The following is a 16,055-nucleotide window of genomic DNA, read 5'->3' as shown; positions in this document are numbered from 1 at the left end:
TACGAAAAAGAAGCTCCAGAATTGTAATTCATACTTATATATGTGCTAATTTCCACCGACCATTAGCTCTCTGTAACAGGGATATAAGATACTACTGCGATTCTTTCAACGCGTATATATGAAATTGTGTAAGAGGATGGACGCAAAAAAGTCCCTATCGGAAAATCCGATAGGGACGATAAAAATCGCGGTACCACCCTATTTGTAAACAACTAATTGTTTACCACTCACTTTACGATAACGGAAAGATCCGTCTTTCTCTTCATGCATAAAAAGCATTACGGGAAAGAAGCTCCAGAATTGTAATTCACGCTTGTATATGTACTGATTCGCACCAACCATCAGTTCTCTGAGACAGTGATATAAGTCGCTACTAGTATTCCTTCAAAGCCGATATATAATTCGTTCAACTAAACTATGTTTTGTATTATAAAACTATATTAAAAAAATTGTCAACAAAAATTTTTTATCCCGTGTTAATGAGCAGTAAAATTCCTACCTCAAAATTCGGTTGGAGTAAAGAAGTGAGAGGGGAGATTAACTGCCCGTAACTCCCGATTGGTGAAGGCTAATAATCAGTGGGGATGAACGAAATCTCCACTGATTAAAGTTTCACTTTATTTCACTTCTAAATTAACAGTTAAATTAGAGGTATTGCCAGCTGCATCAGTTGCTACAATGTGAATAGTATTTTTTCCTTCTTGTAATTGAGTACGATCGAAATAAATGTCATAGCTTTTCTCCCAAGGGTTCAGGAATGCCTGGTCCCATACACCATTTCCATTAATTTCATATTGCATTCTCACTGGAATACCAGGTGCTATCCAACCAGATTCTGACATCCAATCTAGTAGAATATCATCAACCTTTCCTTTAATTACGAGATTTTCTTGGTCAACTTCGTATGTTAACTTAGGTGCAGTTCGATCAAGAAATACAGCAGCTGTTTGTTTTGTTTCTCCGCCAGAATTAGAAGCAACTGCTTCGATTTGATATAGCCCGTCAGCTAAAGGAGTGCCATCGGCTTTTGTACCATTCCATTTGAAAGGTTTGTATCCAGGAGTTGCATTTTTAGCTTGATGGATAATCCCTTGATACGTTACACGTTCTTTCGTAACTAAATTTGCATGCAATGTGACATCATCCACAGGCGCAACTAAATAGTAGTTGATGAGATTATCATCTAGTACGTGGTCGCCATTTGGGCTAAAAGTAGAATTAATAATTTCAAGTCCATCGATACGTTTATAATCTTTAGGATCGATACTAAATGTGAATGGAATTCGAATTTCTTCTTTTGCCCCTTGTTCTTTTACATATACATTTCCAGTATACACACCTTGTGGTAGTGAGCTATCTACATTGATAGTAAATGGTTTTTCGGTACTACTATTTGGTTGTATGCTAATCGATGAAGGGACAGAAGCTCTTACTTTTGTGTTTGTGTTTGCATCTAGTAATTCCACACGAGTTGAAAAACTTTTCTTTTTACTAGAAAGGTTTTGTAATGTAACATTTTGCGTCAGTTTTACTTTTCCGCTATTTGGCTTAATAAGACCAAAGCTGACATTGTTAGGTTTTACTAATACATTTGTTTGAGCTGCTTTCGGAATGTTAATTAAACCTGATCCTTGTGCCATAACAGGGTATGTATTTTCATTGACATCATGTAATGTTTTTGCATTGTTAGCAAGAGCCGCTTTCAATTGTTCTGTCGTCCAATCAGGATGCATTTGACGCAAGAGGGCAACTGCTCCAGCTACTTGCGGAGCAGCCATACTTGTTCCGTTATGCGATTCATAGCCGCCTCGCGGTACTGTACTAGTAATTTGTACTCCAGGTGCAACAACATCAGGCTTTATTAGCCAACTTCCTTGTGATGGTCCTCTTGAACTAAAGTTACCGATAAGTTCTGTTTGCTTTGGTTGTCCAATTTTTATATTTTTCTTTCGTTTTGTAATTAAAGTTTTTAATTCTTCCCCATTTGTATTTGATAATTGCATTACTGGGACAGCTAGATGTTCACGTGAAAAATATTCCGGCATCATATTAATTTCTTTTTCGCTAGAGATTAATAACACACCAAGTGCCCCAGCTTGCTTCGCTTGTTCTGCTTTTACTAATGTACTAGAAGTACCTTGTAAAATAAGTGCGAATTTCCCTTTCACATCTTGTTTTGCATAATCACTTGGATTGCCATAACCAACGTATACAAGAGGGGAATCATTTCCTATTGGAAAATCGGATTTTGATAACGGTAACCCTTGATATGTTTTGCTGGAACCAGCTACTTGGAATGTTGGAAACGGGATAGAAACCGTAGATGCTCCAACAGAAATGACACTACTTGCGTTACCGGGAGCATCAACAGACCAAGGTTTTGGTCCGTCATTTCCATTTGAAACGACAGTAGTAACACCAAGTTTCGCTGCTCGTTCTAACGTTAATGTTACAGGCTGATCAGGTACATTTAAATCCTGCCCAAGGGAGAGGTTTAACACATCCGCACCATCTTGAATCGCTCGCTCAATCCCTTGGATAATATCATCTGTTGTACCAGTTCCACCGTCATTCATTACACGATAGGCTAGAATAGAAGCGTTTGGAGCAACGCCTTTAATTTTTCCGTTACCAGCAATAATTCCAGCTACATGAGTACCATGTACGTTACCATCCATTGGATCGCTATCTTCATCAACCGTGTCATATCCACCGATATAATTTGCCTTTAAGTCAGGGTGTGTATAGTCTACGCCAGAGTCGATAATGGCTACTTTCATGCCTTTTCCATCAAGCGGTTTGCCAGATGGATCTTTTAAATTCCACGCTTCAGGTGCACCAATTGTCGGTCCACCGATATTTGGTGCTTCTTCGTTAGTAGTACTTTTTGATGTTTCATGCAATTTATATGTTAAGTTCGGATAGACTGCTTTTACTTCAGGTAAAGAGGCAAGAGAGGTAATTTGATCTCCAGGAACTGAAATAGAGAATCCGGAAAATAACGTATTATACACTTCTTTAATTTTTGCACCAGGTGCTTTTTCTTTTATTTTCTTAGTCGTATCTTCTTGTGCTTTTTTGAGCTCAGCATGATAAGACTGCGCATTACTATTTTGTAAATCTGGAGCATGCTGAATATTACTTTGAGCAGCGAGAGGTGCATGTTGCAATTCTACAATTACTGATATTTCTTTTGTTGTTTTCGTTTCAACATTTTGAGCAATTTTATGTTCTCCCCACTGTTCAATCGTTGTTTTTAATTGTGGACTAAATTGCTTCTCCTTTTGTAGTGATTCAGCATGAGCGCTTAAAGCTCCAAAACTAGAAAAGACAAGCGCCATGCTTAATAGTGTAGATGTAGTTTTTTTCATTGATACTCCCCCTAATAAAAAGTGCCAATATTCAGAAATATAATCTTACATTTTAGTTAGAACTTATACATATAAATGTTGGCTAAACTATACTTTCGACATAATTCATACCAATCCTCTATGAATTGAAAATTTCTTGGGGAATTTTTTCTGATTATGTCGAATCGATATTTTTCACATATTGTAGGAAGAAAGTGAGGAATGCTATGAGGGAAATGGAGTGATGGTATGAAAAGGCTAATAGTAAGTAGTAGTGTAGTGTTGTTTATGTTTTTATGTTCTATCGCTATTACTAGCGCAGAAAATAATAGTGTGAAAGTTGCTTTTATTCGTCATCATAACCTTTGGATTAAAGTTGATGGGAAAGAAAAACAACTTACAAAAGGAGAGAACATAACAGGGCCAAAGTGGTCACATGATGGAGAATGGCTGGCATATGTAAAAGGGGAGAAACAAAATATTCTTGAGTTATATCGGCTGAAAGATGGAAAGAAAGTTACGCCGTTTCACTCAGAAGCATCGAATTATCAATGGTCACCAACAGAAAATATAATTGCATTTATATTTACAGGTACATTACATACATTTGATGTAGAAAAAAAGAATGCAGATTTTGAAAATGTATCGGCTGGTGTAGGGGATTATGCATGGTACCCCGATGGAAAGAACTTTCTTGTATCCTCTGAAGCGCACTTACTTCCAACAGGATGGACAGGGGCTCAGCTATATGAAGTGCAAAAAGATGCACATATGAATCCTCACAAAATGAAGCATTTGTATGCATTGCCAAATGAACACGATGATTTCCTAGCGCTAGTAGCAAGTGGCTTTAAGTGGTCACCAGATCAAAAGTGGATTTCATTTTTAGCAGTACCGACAGCTTCATGGTCAGCTGATAGTAATACGCTTTGCTTAGTTCGTGCAGACGGCAGTCGGTTTGAAAAAGTAGATCAAATGTTATTAAACGCACAATGGTTTCAATGGGCACCATCAAAAAATATATTAGCTTATATTGAAGGGAGCGGAAGAGTTGCATTAGAAAATAAACATTTAAAAGTAAAGGAATTGCCAGCACTTCAGCAGAACATATTTACGCCGAAAGGATATGTTGATTGGGATTTTGTATGGAAGAACGATAGAGTAATTATCGTTTCACGAGCAAAAGAGGCAGGGTTTGAAACTCTGCCAGAAAAAAGGCCATTCCCATCTTTATATGAGATAAATAGCACAAGCGATAAACAATATCAAATTACAAAGTCATCTAATAAGCAAGGCGATTATCATCCAATTTTCATGAAGAAGAGCAATCAATTAATATGGATACGTTCAGATCGTAAGAAAGCTAATATATGGATAGCTCATAGTGATGGAAAACATGAAAAAAAGTGGATTGAAAATGTAGATATACCAGAGTGGTATTATGAGAAATGGAATTGGGAAAATGTTATCTCGGTGAAAGAAGAATAAAAAACTGCCTAAAAGATCGTTTTAGGCAGTTTTTTACTGTTATTTATGTGTTTTATTTGGCTTCTTTTTCGCTGGGTTTCCGTTCCCTTGACGTTTTCTATTTTGTTCATCTTTTGCTTGTTTTTCATGTAGTGTATCTAAAAATTCATTCGAGTTACTCATGTTTATATCTCTCCTTTCATTTTGTCATGATTACTATAACCATTTAGGAGGATAATCATGAGTTAGAAGTTAGGCACTTAATTTTCTTCGATAATGTAAGTAAAATATTCCATACATAACAAATAGCATGAGTAAAACTTGTAACTCTACATTTTCTTTTAAAATAGCTGCGATAGTGTCTGGTAAGTACGGTGATTTATCGTTTGTGCTTAAACCTAACCATTTATTTAAGAGGCTAATGGTACAAAACATAAAAACACCGGACCAGCTTGCCGTAATTGCTTTTTGCTTAATTTTTGTTTCACGTTCATCATCTGTAATCCAAGGATTAGCAGTTTTATCACTACTAAAGAAGCCGTTTATATATCCCCATACAATCATTCCAATAAAGACAATTATCCATTTCATATATGTAATTCTCCTTTATATGTAAAAAGTTTTTTACATATAATATTGTAATATTTTACAAAGTTTCATGTCAAATGTTTTTTACATATTGGTTTTCATATAGCAGGAATAAAGTATGAGATAGGGAAGAAATATGTAAGAGGATTTCATAATGAGAGGAGGAAGGGGATGAAAATCGTCTTTGTTCGGCACGGGGAAGGAGAACATACAAGGGATTTGCCATCAAGTTTAAAAGTGCTTCATCCGCCATTGACGGATGAAGGAAGGAATCAGGCTAAATTACTTCAATGCAATGTGCCATTACAAGAGGCGGATATATTAATTGCTAGTCCTACACTTAGAACTTTGCAAACGGCGACAATATGGAGTGCGAAAGTTGCTTGTCAAAAAATCGTTCATCCATATGTATCTCCGCGTATTTTTCCTTATCGAGAAGAAGCGAGAACATTACCGTGCGATTATATAGTAGATCAGGGAATGATAACAAAGTTATTTCCGCATTTTTCGATAGAGAAAAGCTCAAATAATCAGTTATGGAAGGAAGGTATAAACACTATTTCAGAGAATAGTTTTCAGCAAATAGTAGATAAATTTCTTCTTTGGTGTTATGAACTGGGTGCTGAAAGAATTTGCATTGTATCTCACGATGGAACAATTACAGCATATAGGCAATATTTACAGAAAGTCGTTTTAACTAGATCAGATTTTTTGAAAGAAACGGGCATATATGAAATGGATTTATCCCATAAAATTCTGATTGATAAGGGCTGATTATAGGATGGGGGTTGTATGTTGAATATTGCATTAGTAGTTGGTTTTAATTCGGATTTAGAGGCGCAATCAATCCGAGCATCTCTTGAATATTTTGGTGCAAGGGTTGTGACATATTGGATTGGTAGACCGAAAGATTTTGTGGAAGTTCTTTCTGGAAAGAACTTATTTAACGATATTAATTATATTATTTTTTGCTTTCATGGTGAAGAAGGGAAGTTTGTCATGGAAGAGTTAGGCGAAGAAGTATATGAACAAGATGAACCGAGAGGGTATTTTGGTACAGAAGAAATTTATAAATATGCAAAATTGCATAATACACATATTGTAAATAGCGGGTGCACGTTAGGGGAGCAAAATCTAGCAAAATCTTTTTTACATAGTGGTGCGAAATCATATATTGGATCGATTGATTATGTAGATGGAAATGCAGCACTTATGTTTACTATACGCTTATTTTATGGGGTTATTAACCATGGGAAAACGTTAGAAGAAGCCTTTCAAGAAGCGAGTTTAATTGATGAGGAGACACATACATTTCGATTCTATAATTAGTATGAAACACGTTTATTCTATATTCGAATAAACGTGTTTCACATTTAACTCACAATTTTTTTACATTTTTTTCAATGAAAATGATTATCACCTGTGGTATGATATGTTCAAGTTTTTACAGGTAATAAAAGTTACTATATAAACGTTAGTTTTTAATGTTTCATACACATGTCATGAATTATTCATAATTAACGTTTGAAAAATGAGTAACTAATGTTATTATATTAACTGTAACTAACTTAATTACAACTTTAGGAGGAAGATATGGTTATTCAATTTTTAAGAGAAAACAAAGCAGTTTCTTTTGTATTAGCAGTAATTCGAGTATATCTTGGTTACACATGGTTAATGGCTGGAATCGGTAAACTACAAGGAAAAGGATTCGATGCAACAGGTTATTTGCAAGGCGCAATTGAAAAATCTAAAGGTGCACAACCGGCTGTTCAATCTTGGTGGGCATCATTCTTACAAGAATTTGCAATTCCAAATGTAGATTTGTTTAATACGCTTGTAACATGGGGAGAAATTTTAGTCGGAATTGGTTTAATTGTAGGCTGTTTAACAAAAACAGCGGTCTTTTTTGGTCTTGTAATGAACTTTTCCTATATGTTTAGTGGGTCAATTGGTGTGAACCCTGAGATGGTTATCTTATCTATGTTTGTTCTTGTTGCCGGTATGAACGCTGGGAAATTTGGAATGGATGGCTTTGTTATCCCGAAAGTATTAGGATCAAAAACTCAAAAACGCCAAAAGCAAGCTGCTTAATATATGAAAACGGGTATCTCAAAATGAGATACCCGTTTATGTTATTTTTCAACTTTGATCGGATTGTTCTTAAAGAAGTCTTGTACATACCCGACAAATTCTTGTGGTTCTTGGCGAAATGGTGCATGATAACCTTTTTCAATAATATGTAAAGTGCTATTTTTTAAGAATTGATGATACGTTTCTCCTTCTTTCCAAGAAACGCTACTATCATTTCTGCCCCATATAATTAAAGTCGGCTGTTTCATTTCATTCGCATTAATTTTAAGACGTCTAGGCCATAGTTTCATTTTGTTATAATGCTCTTCATCGTTACGTTTGAATTTCACTTTGCTCTCATCATAATCAGTAATAGAAGAAACGGCATTTAAATCAGTCGGCAATTGTGGTTTTGGTGAGCCTTGTTTAGTAACGAATGTATGAGGACCACCTGTAGCATCAGTTAAAATAAGGTGAGTAACTGCTTCAGGATATAAATATGTTAAATTTAGAGAAATTTCTCCCCCCATGGAATGCCCCAGTATTGCGAATGAATCATACCCTAGTTTTTTCATTAATTTATAATACAAATTTGCATGAGTTGGAAAAGAATAATAAAAATCCATTGGCTTAGATGAGCGCCCGAATCCTAAAGCATCTACAGAAATAATTGTATGATCTTTTGCTAAATCGGAGTAAATCTTTTGAAAACCATCTGATGACCCTCCAAAGCCATGAATCATAAGTAAAGGTGGTTTTTCATTACCAATCTTTTTAAAGTAAATGGTTTGACCATCTATTTCTACCATTTTTTCCTCGGTAGCTAGTTTCGCTGTAATTGTATTTTTAACTTGTTTTACTTGTTCTACTGGCTTTTCTGCTGCACTACATCCTACTAATAGTGTAAGAGTAAGACAACCTACCATAAAATAGCTAAATCGCTTCAATTAGGTGTCTCCTTTCTAACATAACGCTGTATCTATCATAGCAAATAGCATATTACGATTTCCAGGAAGTTGGCTACCATTTTTTATCATAAGAGGTGAAAGGAGCGTTTCTTGGAAATTTTCTGTTTGAAGAAATTGACGAAATGTAAATTGTGAGTGTGGAACATCAATTCGTACTATACCATTCCAACATTCACATATCTTTTTTAATAATTGGATAGCATCTTCTTCTTGCTTGGCGATAAGTGGATTGATACATAATATATTGCCCTTTTGTATGCATAATGAAAAAGCTTCTATACAGTTATTTCTTTCAATTTTAAAAGAGTATACGGCCCTTGGTAATAGCAAAGAGTAAAGTAGAGAACGATTCATACCAGTTGCAATTTGATCCAGAGAAGTAAGAGATATAAGGTCTTCTTCTTGTACTTGTTGTAAGTGAGAAGGATACGTCTTAATAGTCTGCTTTTCAAAACGATGAATCGTTGTTGCTGTTTGAAATCCACATGATGTGTATAGAGGTTCGCCAGCTTTTGTCGCAATAAGTGCAATGGGTTGTTTTGGATGAATTTGTTCCAAGCAATGATTTAGCAACATGCGCCCTAATCCGCGTCCTTGAAAATTAGGGTGAACGATTAACATACCAATGGAAGCGAAGTTACTTGGAAAGGGAAATACTCCTCCAGTCGCAATGAGTTTGTTTTCATGAATGTAACCTACAAGTGTGCCGATAGAAAGATACATTTCGAATTGTTTTTTCATAAAAATTTCATCGTGTAACCATCCAACAGATTTGCAAAGATTAAGTAATTCAAAAATAAAAGACTCATTTAGCTTTACTATTTTCATAAAGGCTCACCGCATTTCTATTTATTTTCATAAAAATAGAGTCAAAATGTAAAAAAAGAGATTTACGTTAAATGAAATCCAACTTGTTTATATTTAAATTGTAAAGGGCGAGATGATTGATACAAAAAGACAAAGTTATACAAATTATAACTGATATTTACATAAGTTAACAAAAAATTTACATACAGCTAATTTTCTCTTAATAGTCTTCCATTAAATTTGATAGTGGGAAATGAATAACCTAATTAGGGGGACAAGACAGTGAAAAAGTTTGTGAAAAAAGCATGGCCATTTGCAGTTGTGGCATCATTAGCAGTTACTTCGGTAGCAACATGGAATTTTACTCGTTCTAGTGAGGTTAATGCAGATGAGAACGGAAGCAATGCAAAGATTAAAAATGTTATCGTATTAATTGGGGATGGTATGGGCCCTTCATATATGACGGCTCACCGTTATATGAAAGATAATCCAAAAACCTTTGAAATGGAATCTACAGAATTTGATAAGCATCTTGTAGGAACACAAAAAACATACCCAGAAGATGAACATGAAAATATTACAGACTCTGCATCGGCAGCAACAGCTATGTCAGCAGGGATTAAAACATATAATGCTGCAATTGCAGTTGATAATGATAAAGCGGAAGTGAAAACAGTTCTTGAGCAAGCGAAAGAAAAAGGGAAATCAACGGGACTCGTTGCAACTTCTGAAATTACACATGCAACACCAGCTGCTTTCGGTGCGCATGACATTAGCCGTAAGAATATGGACGCAATTGCAAATGATTATTTTGATGAGAAAATTAAAGGGAAGCATAAAGTAGATGTTATGCTTGGCGGCGGCGTAAAGAACTTTGTTAGAAAAGATCGTAATCTTACAGAAGAGTTCAAGAAATCTGGTTATAGCTATGTAACGGATCGAGATCAATTGTTAAATGATAAAAATGATCAAATTCTTGGTTTATTTGCACCAGGTGGATTAGATAAAATGATTGACCGTAATGAGAAAACACCTTCATTAGAAGAAATGACTAATGCAGCAATTGAGCGTTTGAACAAAAATAAAAATGGTTTCTTCTTAATGGTGGAAGGAAGTCAAATCGACTGGGCTGGACATGATAATGATATTGTTGGTGCAATGAGTGAAATGGAAGACTTCGAAAAAGCTTTCAAAGCAGCGATTGAGTTTGCGAAAAAAGATAAAAATACGTTAGTTGTTGCAACGGCAGATCACGCTACTGGTGGATTATCTTTAGGTGCCAATGGTGAGTATAACTTTAAAGTAGATCCAATTAAAGCTGCAAAGCGTACACCAGACTTTATGGCAAATGAGATTGCAAAAGGTGCAAATGTAGAAGAAACATTGAAAAAGTATATTGATTTACAATTAACTCCAGAAGAAATTCAAGCTGTAAATGATATAGCTCCTTCAAAAGATGTAACAAAGATTGATAATGCAATTGAAGATATTTTCAATAAGCGCTCGGTTACAGGCTGGACAACGGGTGGACATACAGGGGAAGATGTGAACGTATATGCATTTGGTCCAGGTAAATACTTGTTCTCTGGCGTTCAAGAGAATACAAATATAGCGAAACGTGTCTTTGATATTGTTGGCGGCGGCGATCCGAATAAAGGAAGACGCTAATTAAGAGCGAAAGTGAGGCGAAATGCCTCACTTTTCTTTTTAGGAGTTGGGAATATGAAAAATTTATTTAGGAAATTAAGATTCCTTTTAGTATTTGTAGTATTACTAGTTGGATGTCAACAAGAAGAGAATAATGTAGAACAAAAATCTACTACTAAAAAAACTGAGGAAAAGGTACAAATAACAAAAGAAGAAGAGAGATCTATTCAAGATGTTATTCATACATTTGTGCGAACGACGAATGAAAAAAATCTTGCAGAACATATGGAGTTATTTTCAAAGAAGATGCCTAGTGCTGAAGACTTAAAAACACAAAAAGAAGCCGCATTTCAAAAGGGAAATAAGAAAATTGAATTGGAACATATAGATATGAAAGTTAGTAAAGTAGGGTATGTTATTGTTGAAACGAAAGAAAAGGAAGTAGACGACAGTATCACTCTTCAAAAGAAAGTACAGTATGCCCTTGGAAAAGAAGAGGATAAATGGAAGATTGAAGAGGTTCGAACAATAGAGAAAAAATAACGTGAAACTTTAATAAGTGTAGGAGTCGTACTTCCCAAAATGGTAGAAAAAAGGTTCTCATTGGCGAGAACCTTTTTTTATAGTGGTAGCATAATTTGATTTGAGCATGCCTCAATATCATCAATATCTTGACGGATTGTGGCCATTTTATTATCAAGATCTTCAGCTTTCATTGCTGCATCATGTAGTTCATCTTTTAAATACTCCGGTATTTTCCCTTCATATTTATAATAAAGTTTGTGTTCTAAACTTGCCCAAAAGTCCATTGCTAGTGTACGTAACTGAATTTCTGCAAATACATCTTTTGTACCAGAATTTAGTGATAAAGGGTATTTAATAATCATGTGTAAACTTTTATATCCGTTTCGTTTTGGGTTAGCGATATAATCTTTTACTTCTATGACTTCCATATCTTCGCGTTTTTGAATGACTTCTTTCAAATGATAGATATCTTCTACGAAGCAACATGTAATACGAATACCAATAATATCTTGTAAATGTGTTTGAGCGTTTTCAACTGTTGGTAATAAGCTTTTGCGCTCTAGTTTTTTAATAATACTTTCAGGTTGTTTTAGTCTTGTTTTTATATGTTCAAACGGGTTGTAATCCTCTAGAAATTGAGCTTCCCGGTTCATAATTTCAAATTTAGTTTTTAACTCTTCTAAAGCAAATGTATATGGTAATACAAAAGCTTTCCAGTAGTTAACTGTTGATTGATTATATTCCATTTATATACACACCTTTTCCTATTTGCAAGTGAGGTCGTTATTATACTAAATACCAAATCATATAAGCGCAAGCAGCAAATGATGAGATCATAAAGCGATATTTAGTTTTCATACTTTCAACTCCTTTCGAGTAAGATTTTATATAAATAAACGTGATTGTTAATAAGTTCACTATGTACAGTTTCTATAGTAATAGATTCGTGTGAATTTCGTATGAACTAATTGTTTCAGCTTTTTGTCTTTTTTGCTGTTAATCATAATTATTATTCGGATTTAAAGTGTTTTTATTTGATTTATCTATTTGTATAAATTAATGTATATTTGAATTTATAGTTATTGAGGAGGATATATGGTGAACTTTGAAGAATTAGCAATCGCTAGACGTTCTGCAATGAAATTTATACAAGGTATAGAAATCCCTAATGAGGATTTTAAAAAAATATTTGAGTTAACTAAGCTTTCTCCATCTTGCTATAATTTGCAGCACACACATTATGTTGTAATTCGTGATCAAGAGCGAAAAGAAAGATTAAAAGAATTAGCTTTCGGTCAATATAAAGTATCGAGTGCATCAGCGGTAGTGCTCGTTTGTGGTGATAAAAAAGCATACCAAAATGTTGAAAATATTTACTTCGGTATGAAAGTTTTAAAAATGATTGATGAATGTGAATATGAAGATACAATTAGGCAAACGAAAGGTTTATATGAAGGAAAAGGAGAGCGTTTCATGGAGGATGAAGCGATTAGAAATGCTTCGTTAAGCGCGATGACTTTTATGTACGCAGCTAAATATTATGGCTATGATACATGTCCAATGATTGGTTTCGATGAAAAAGCAGTACAAAGTGAATTAAATATGCCGGAGCATATAGTACCTGTTTTAATGATTACGATAGGAAAAAGTGATATGACTAAAACTCGCCCACGAGGATATCGAAAGCCGATTAGTGAATTTGTTACATACGAATCGTTTTAATAAAGTGAAACTTTTAATTAGTGGGGGTCTTACTGCCCGTTAATGCGGGAGAAAATTGATTTAACTATAAAAACAAGGGGATTCTAAATGGAATCTTCTTGTTTTTGCAATTGACAAATAGAATGAAGTTTTATAATATATAAATCGTAATCATTACGTTTTAGTTGCGATCTTTGAAAGAAAGGAGAATTAAATATGCGTGTAAATATTACATTAGCTTGTACGGAGTGCGGCGATCGTAATTACATTTCTAAGAAAAATAAACGAAACAATCCAGAACGCATCGAACTAAAAAAATATTGTCCACGATTAAAGCGAGTAACGTTACATCGTGAGACGAAGTGAAAGACTAGAGATATCTCTAGTCTTTTTTTTATAGTTCCTTGGTTTTGTTTGCTATAATTACCTTAAAATGTAATAAGGGGAGCGGTATGATGAATCAAAAAGATAAAGAAAGAAAAGAGCGAGTGGCTCATATTATTAACATTCCAGATGAATATAGTCTTGTTGTAGATGATCAAGAAGGGGTTGATGACCCGTATCATCTATTATGGTGGGAGCATAAAGAGGATCAGGAGAGAACGATACAAATTACATTGAATAGACATACTGGTAATTTAATTGCATTTAGGATAGATGATGGAAATTATTTTTCGAGTGATAAGGAAGTTATAGAGGAGAATAGGGTAAGAGAGATTGCAAATGTATTTATAAAAAAACACGTGGAAGAAGGATTAGAGTTTTATACATATGTAACTATCCAGGATGATTGGCGTGGCTGGAAAGAAATAAATTATATGCAAGAAGTAAATGGATATCCATTACCGGATACAGGATGTGTGGTGCAAGTGCATCCTTCAGGGAATGTTGTGAATTTTCATTATAACGGACGAGAAAGCATAAAAGAAAAGCCGTTATGGCCAAGTGAGATTGTTGAGGAGAATATCGTTTTAGACAACTTAAAGGCTAAACAAGATATGAGGCTTGTATTTGTAGATTTAACACATTCTTTATGTAAATATGAAAATGGAGAAGAAGTAAAAGGGTACCACCTTGTGTATGTACCAGAACCTAGTCATGTATTTATTGATGCAAGTACAGGTAAAGATTTATTTGGACCAGATCATTATAAATTACCGCCAACAGTGGCTGTTAGAAAACAAAAAAGGGGTAGCCAACGAGGTGACGTATTCGAATTATTTGACTGGAATAAAGAAGGTTTTACAAAAGTAGATGAGACGGAAAATGATGATGAAATAAGGATGAAATTTGTTCCGAAAGAGGAATTACAAAAACAGAAAGAAGAAAAGAATCCATATTTAATGAATGAATTCTTTAACAAGCATTTACCGATGTTGAAATATAATAATTTAGTTAGCGTTACAATTGATAAATTAACCAATGAATTAACTGGTTTTATAAAACTGACAGATGATAAAGAAGTAAAGCAAATACTGTCTAGAGAGGAATGTTTACAAAAAGCACTTCAATTTTTAGAACGAGTTATTCCAGATATCAAACAATATCTGCGTCTTTGGGAGGAACGTGAAGCAGAAGAAGATGGGATTGAAAGATTTATCTTTTCTGTATATATAAATGATATTCCGGCAGAGTATAACCAATTTATGATCAACATCAATGCAGAAAATGGTGCTGTTATGCACTACTCGGGGGAGTCTAGCAACTTTATAAAAAAATTACTTACATATGAAACAACACCAAAAGTAACAAAAGAAAAAGCGTTAGAAATATACAGAGCGGCTATCCGAGTTAAATTAGAATGGTTTGTAGATCATGATGCAGAGGAAACGAAATACAAACTACTGTACAAACAAACGACAGATGAAAAATATAAAGAACCTTTTGATTGTAGTCGGGAAATTCGTTATATTGATGCCCAAACTGGGAGAAAGATTTGGAGTAAGTAAAATAAAAAGAGTTATTTTTCAAAGAAAATAACTCTTTTTATTTTTATAATTTGCCTGTTCGCTTTTCAAAAGTAAATGTGATAGGAAGATTGGAATGAGAACTATCACTTTTAAATATTACTTTCCATTCTTTAGTATGGGCTTTAATTTCAAAATTAAGAAGATTTATCGCTCTACGTTTATCTATTTCTAAAAACATATTATGAATTTCTGGTTCTTGCTGTAAATTAAGAGCCTTTAGTGTGACTGTAAATGTGAAAAAATTCTGCCCTTCATATACTATTTTTGATATTTTTGTTTTTTGTGTATTTAACAGCACATAAAAACGGTCTGATGGAGTTAATTGTACAGAGTCATCAGTAATTTCATTCTCGCTATTATGAAGTTCAACTAAGAAAGATGTACTATGGGAAGAATCTTTTTTGCTTGTAATCTGTAATTCAGTAGGAATCATCGGTATTTCATAAAAGTCATTCCTTATTATGTTATTGTAATCCTCTGAAAATTTACGGACTTCTTTTGGAAAAGAGTCTTCTTGTGTACTTAAAAAAGTTTTATGTTGCTTTGGAATTTTTTTACTAAAATTTAATGTTTCTTTAAAGTAATAATTGGATCCAGTTAAAAATAAAAAACTACAAATTAATAAAAAAATTCGATACAGATTTTGAAAATGAAAGAACAATAGTATACATGTAATAATTCCAATTACATAGAAAATAAAGATAAGTAGTTCTAGTTTTGAGTGAAACGAGAAACCATAGTTATGAAAAAATTTTATTCCAGTTATAATTTGAGCTCCAAAAAATAAAGAAATTCCAAATTGAAAAAATAATAAATCAGGCCCTCTTTTAATAACAAAAGTAATGAACGAAATGAAAAGTAAAAATACTCCTAAATAAATTGTTACATTTAATAATCGTTCTAATGTAATCATGAATAATGTCCCCTTTAATAGCATATTCATATATAAATAACAATTT

Annotated in this window: 16 protein-coding genes and 2 other annotated features (1 of these 18 running past the window's edge); of the genes, 9 read left to right on the top strand and 7 right to left on the bottom strand. The window is 33.9% G+C overall.

From position 1 onward, the window contains the following. Positions 1 to 118: a binding site (T-box leader), on the bottom strand; it reaches 110 nt to the left of the window's first position. A 50-nt stretch (positions 119 to 168) separates the two neighbouring features. Continuing rightward, positions 169 to 397, bottom strand: a binding site (T-box leader). Positions 398 to 617: 220 nt separating this feature from the next. Beyond that, the gene (locus C3Y97_RS22020; RefSeq protein WP_000754163.1) at positions 618 to 3,371 is read right to left on the bottom strand and encodes a S8 family peptidase; all 2,754 of its coding nucleotides are present in this window, start codon (positions 3,369 to 3,371) and stop codon (positions 618 to 620) included. 228 nt (positions 3,372 to 3,599) lie between these two features. On the opposite strand from C3Y97_RS22020, the gene C3Y97_RS22015 reads away from it, so the two are divergent. Then, positions 3,600 to 4,838, top strand: a complete 1,239-nt coding sequence (locus tag C3Y97_RS22015) for a TolB family protein (protein WP_000825730.1) — start codon at positions 3,600 to 3,602, stop codon at positions 4,836 to 4,838. A gap of 39 nt (positions 4,839 to 4,877) precedes the next feature. Here C3Y97_RS22015 and C3Y97_RS22010 read toward each other — a convergent pair whose 3' ends face one another. Beyond that, on the bottom strand, positions 4,878 to 5,000 hold the full coding sequence (locus C3Y97_RS22010) for a DUF4023 domain-containing protein (protein WP_000071866.1): 123 nt from the start codon (positions 4,998 to 5,000) through the stop codon (positions 4,878 to 4,880). Positions 5,001 to 5,069: 69 nt separating this feature from the next. Then, on the bottom strand, positions 5,070 to 5,408 hold the full coding sequence (locus C3Y97_RS22005; RefSeq protein ID WP_000871150.1) for a hypothetical protein: 339 nt from the start codon (positions 5,406 to 5,408) through the stop codon (positions 5,070 to 5,072). A gap of 168 nt (positions 5,409 to 5,576) precedes the next feature. Here C3Y97_RS22005 and C3Y97_RS22000 point away from each other — a divergent pair, with 168 nt between their 5' ends. From C3Y97_RS22000 to C3Y97_RS21990, 3 genes are all read left to right on the top strand, one after another. Further along, positions 5,577 to 6,179 (top strand): histidine phosphatase family protein, encoded by a 603-nt coding sequence (locus C3Y97_RS22000; RefSeq protein ID WP_000706238.1) that lies wholly within the window; start codon positions 5,577 to 5,579, stop codon positions 6,177 to 6,179. 18 nt (positions 6,180 to 6,197) lie between these two features. Then, a complete protein-coding gene (locus tag C3Y97_RS21995; protein ID WP_000931925.1) occupies positions 6,198 to 6,734 on the top strand; it encodes a hypothetical protein in 537 nt (178 codons plus the stop codon). Between the two features lie 264 nt (positions 6,735 to 6,998). Beyond that, positions 6,999 to 7,499 carry a DoxX family protein gene (locus C3Y97_RS21990; protein ID WP_000236608.1) on the top strand — a complete coding sequence of 167 codons (501 nt, stop codon included), beginning with the start codon at positions 6,999 to 7,001 and terminating at the stop codon, positions 7,497 to 7,499. Positions 7,500 to 7,540: 41 nt separating this feature from the next. Here C3Y97_RS21990 and C3Y97_RS21985 read toward each other — a convergent pair whose 3' ends face one another. Together C3Y97_RS21985 and C3Y97_RS21980 are read right to left on the bottom strand one after the other, a co-directional pair. Further along, positions 7,541 to 8,425, bottom strand: coding sequence for an alpha/beta fold hydrolase (locus C3Y97_RS21985; RefSeq protein WP_000819813.1), 885 nt, complete (start codon positions 8,423 to 8,425; stop codon positions 7,541 to 7,543). A gap of 15 nt (positions 8,426 to 8,440) precedes the next feature. Further along, the gene (locus tag C3Y97_RS21980) at positions 8,441 to 9,274 is read right to left on the bottom strand and encodes a GNAT family N-acetyltransferase (RefSeq protein ID WP_000706687.1); all 834 of its coding nucleotides are present in this window, start codon (positions 9,272 to 9,274) and stop codon (positions 8,441 to 8,443) included. 261 nt (positions 9,275 to 9,535) lie between these two features. On the opposite strand from C3Y97_RS21980, the gene C3Y97_RS21975 reads away from it, so the two are divergent. Then, positions 9,536 to 10,921 (top strand): alkaline phosphatase, encoded by a 1,386-nt coding sequence (locus C3Y97_RS21975; RefSeq protein WP_000714912.1) that lies wholly within the window; start codon positions 9,536 to 9,538, stop codon positions 10,919 to 10,921. Positions 10,922 to 10,975: 54 nt separating this feature from the next. Continuing rightward, entirely contained in the window at positions 10,976 to 11,443 is a 468-nt protein-coding gene (locus tag C3Y97_RS21970; RefSeq protein WP_000792894.1) for a hypothetical protein, read from the top strand. Between the two features lie 77 nt (positions 11,444 to 11,520). Here the strand turns inward: C3Y97_RS21970 and C3Y97_RS21965 are convergent, their stop codons facing one another. After that, positions 11,521 to 12,171, bottom strand: a complete 651-nt coding sequence (locus tag C3Y97_RS21965) for a GTP pyrophosphokinase (RefSeq protein ID WP_000456230.1) — start codon at positions 12,169 to 12,171, stop codon at positions 11,521 to 11,523. Positions 12,172 to 12,520: 349 nt separating this feature from the next. Between C3Y97_RS21965 and C3Y97_RS21960 the strand changes: the two genes are divergently transcribed. The 3 genes from C3Y97_RS21960 (at position 12,521) to C3Y97_RS21950 (ending at position 15,075) form a co-directional block, all read left to right on the top strand. After that, entirely contained in the window at positions 12,521 to 13,147 is a 627-nt protein-coding gene (locus C3Y97_RS21960; protein ID WP_000245983.1) for a nitroreductase family protein, read from the top strand. Between the two features lie 195 nt (positions 13,148 to 13,342). Beyond that, positions 13,343 to 13,492 carry a 50S ribosomal protein L33 gene (gene rpmG, locus C3Y97_RS21955; protein ID WP_001265617.1) on the top strand — a complete coding sequence of 50 codons (150 nt, stop codon included), beginning with the start codon at positions 13,343 to 13,345 and terminating at the stop codon, positions 13,490 to 13,492. A gap of 86 nt (positions 13,493 to 13,578) precedes the next feature. Further along, positions 13,579 to 15,075, top strand: coding sequence for a YcdB/YcdC domain-containing protein (locus C3Y97_RS21950; protein ID WP_136363640.1), 1,497 nt, complete (start codon positions 13,579 to 13,581; stop codon positions 15,073 to 15,075). Between the two features lie 43 nt (positions 15,076 to 15,118). On the opposite strand, the gene C3Y97_RS21945 is transcribed toward C3Y97_RS21950, so the two are convergent. Then, on the bottom strand, positions 15,119 to 16,039 hold the full coding sequence (locus tag C3Y97_RS21945; protein WP_002198192.1) for a hypothetical protein: 921 nt from the start codon (positions 16,037 to 16,039) through the stop codon (positions 15,119 to 15,121). Positions 16,040 to 16,055 lie beyond the last annotated feature (16 nt).

It is taken from the genome of Bacillus sp. DU-106 (assembly GCF_004799705.1).
GTDB lineage: Bacteria > Bacillota > Bacilli > Bacillales > Bacillaceae_G > Bacillus_A > Bacillus_A cereus.
This window is presented reverse-complemented; position numbering and strand designations above follow the sequence as displayed.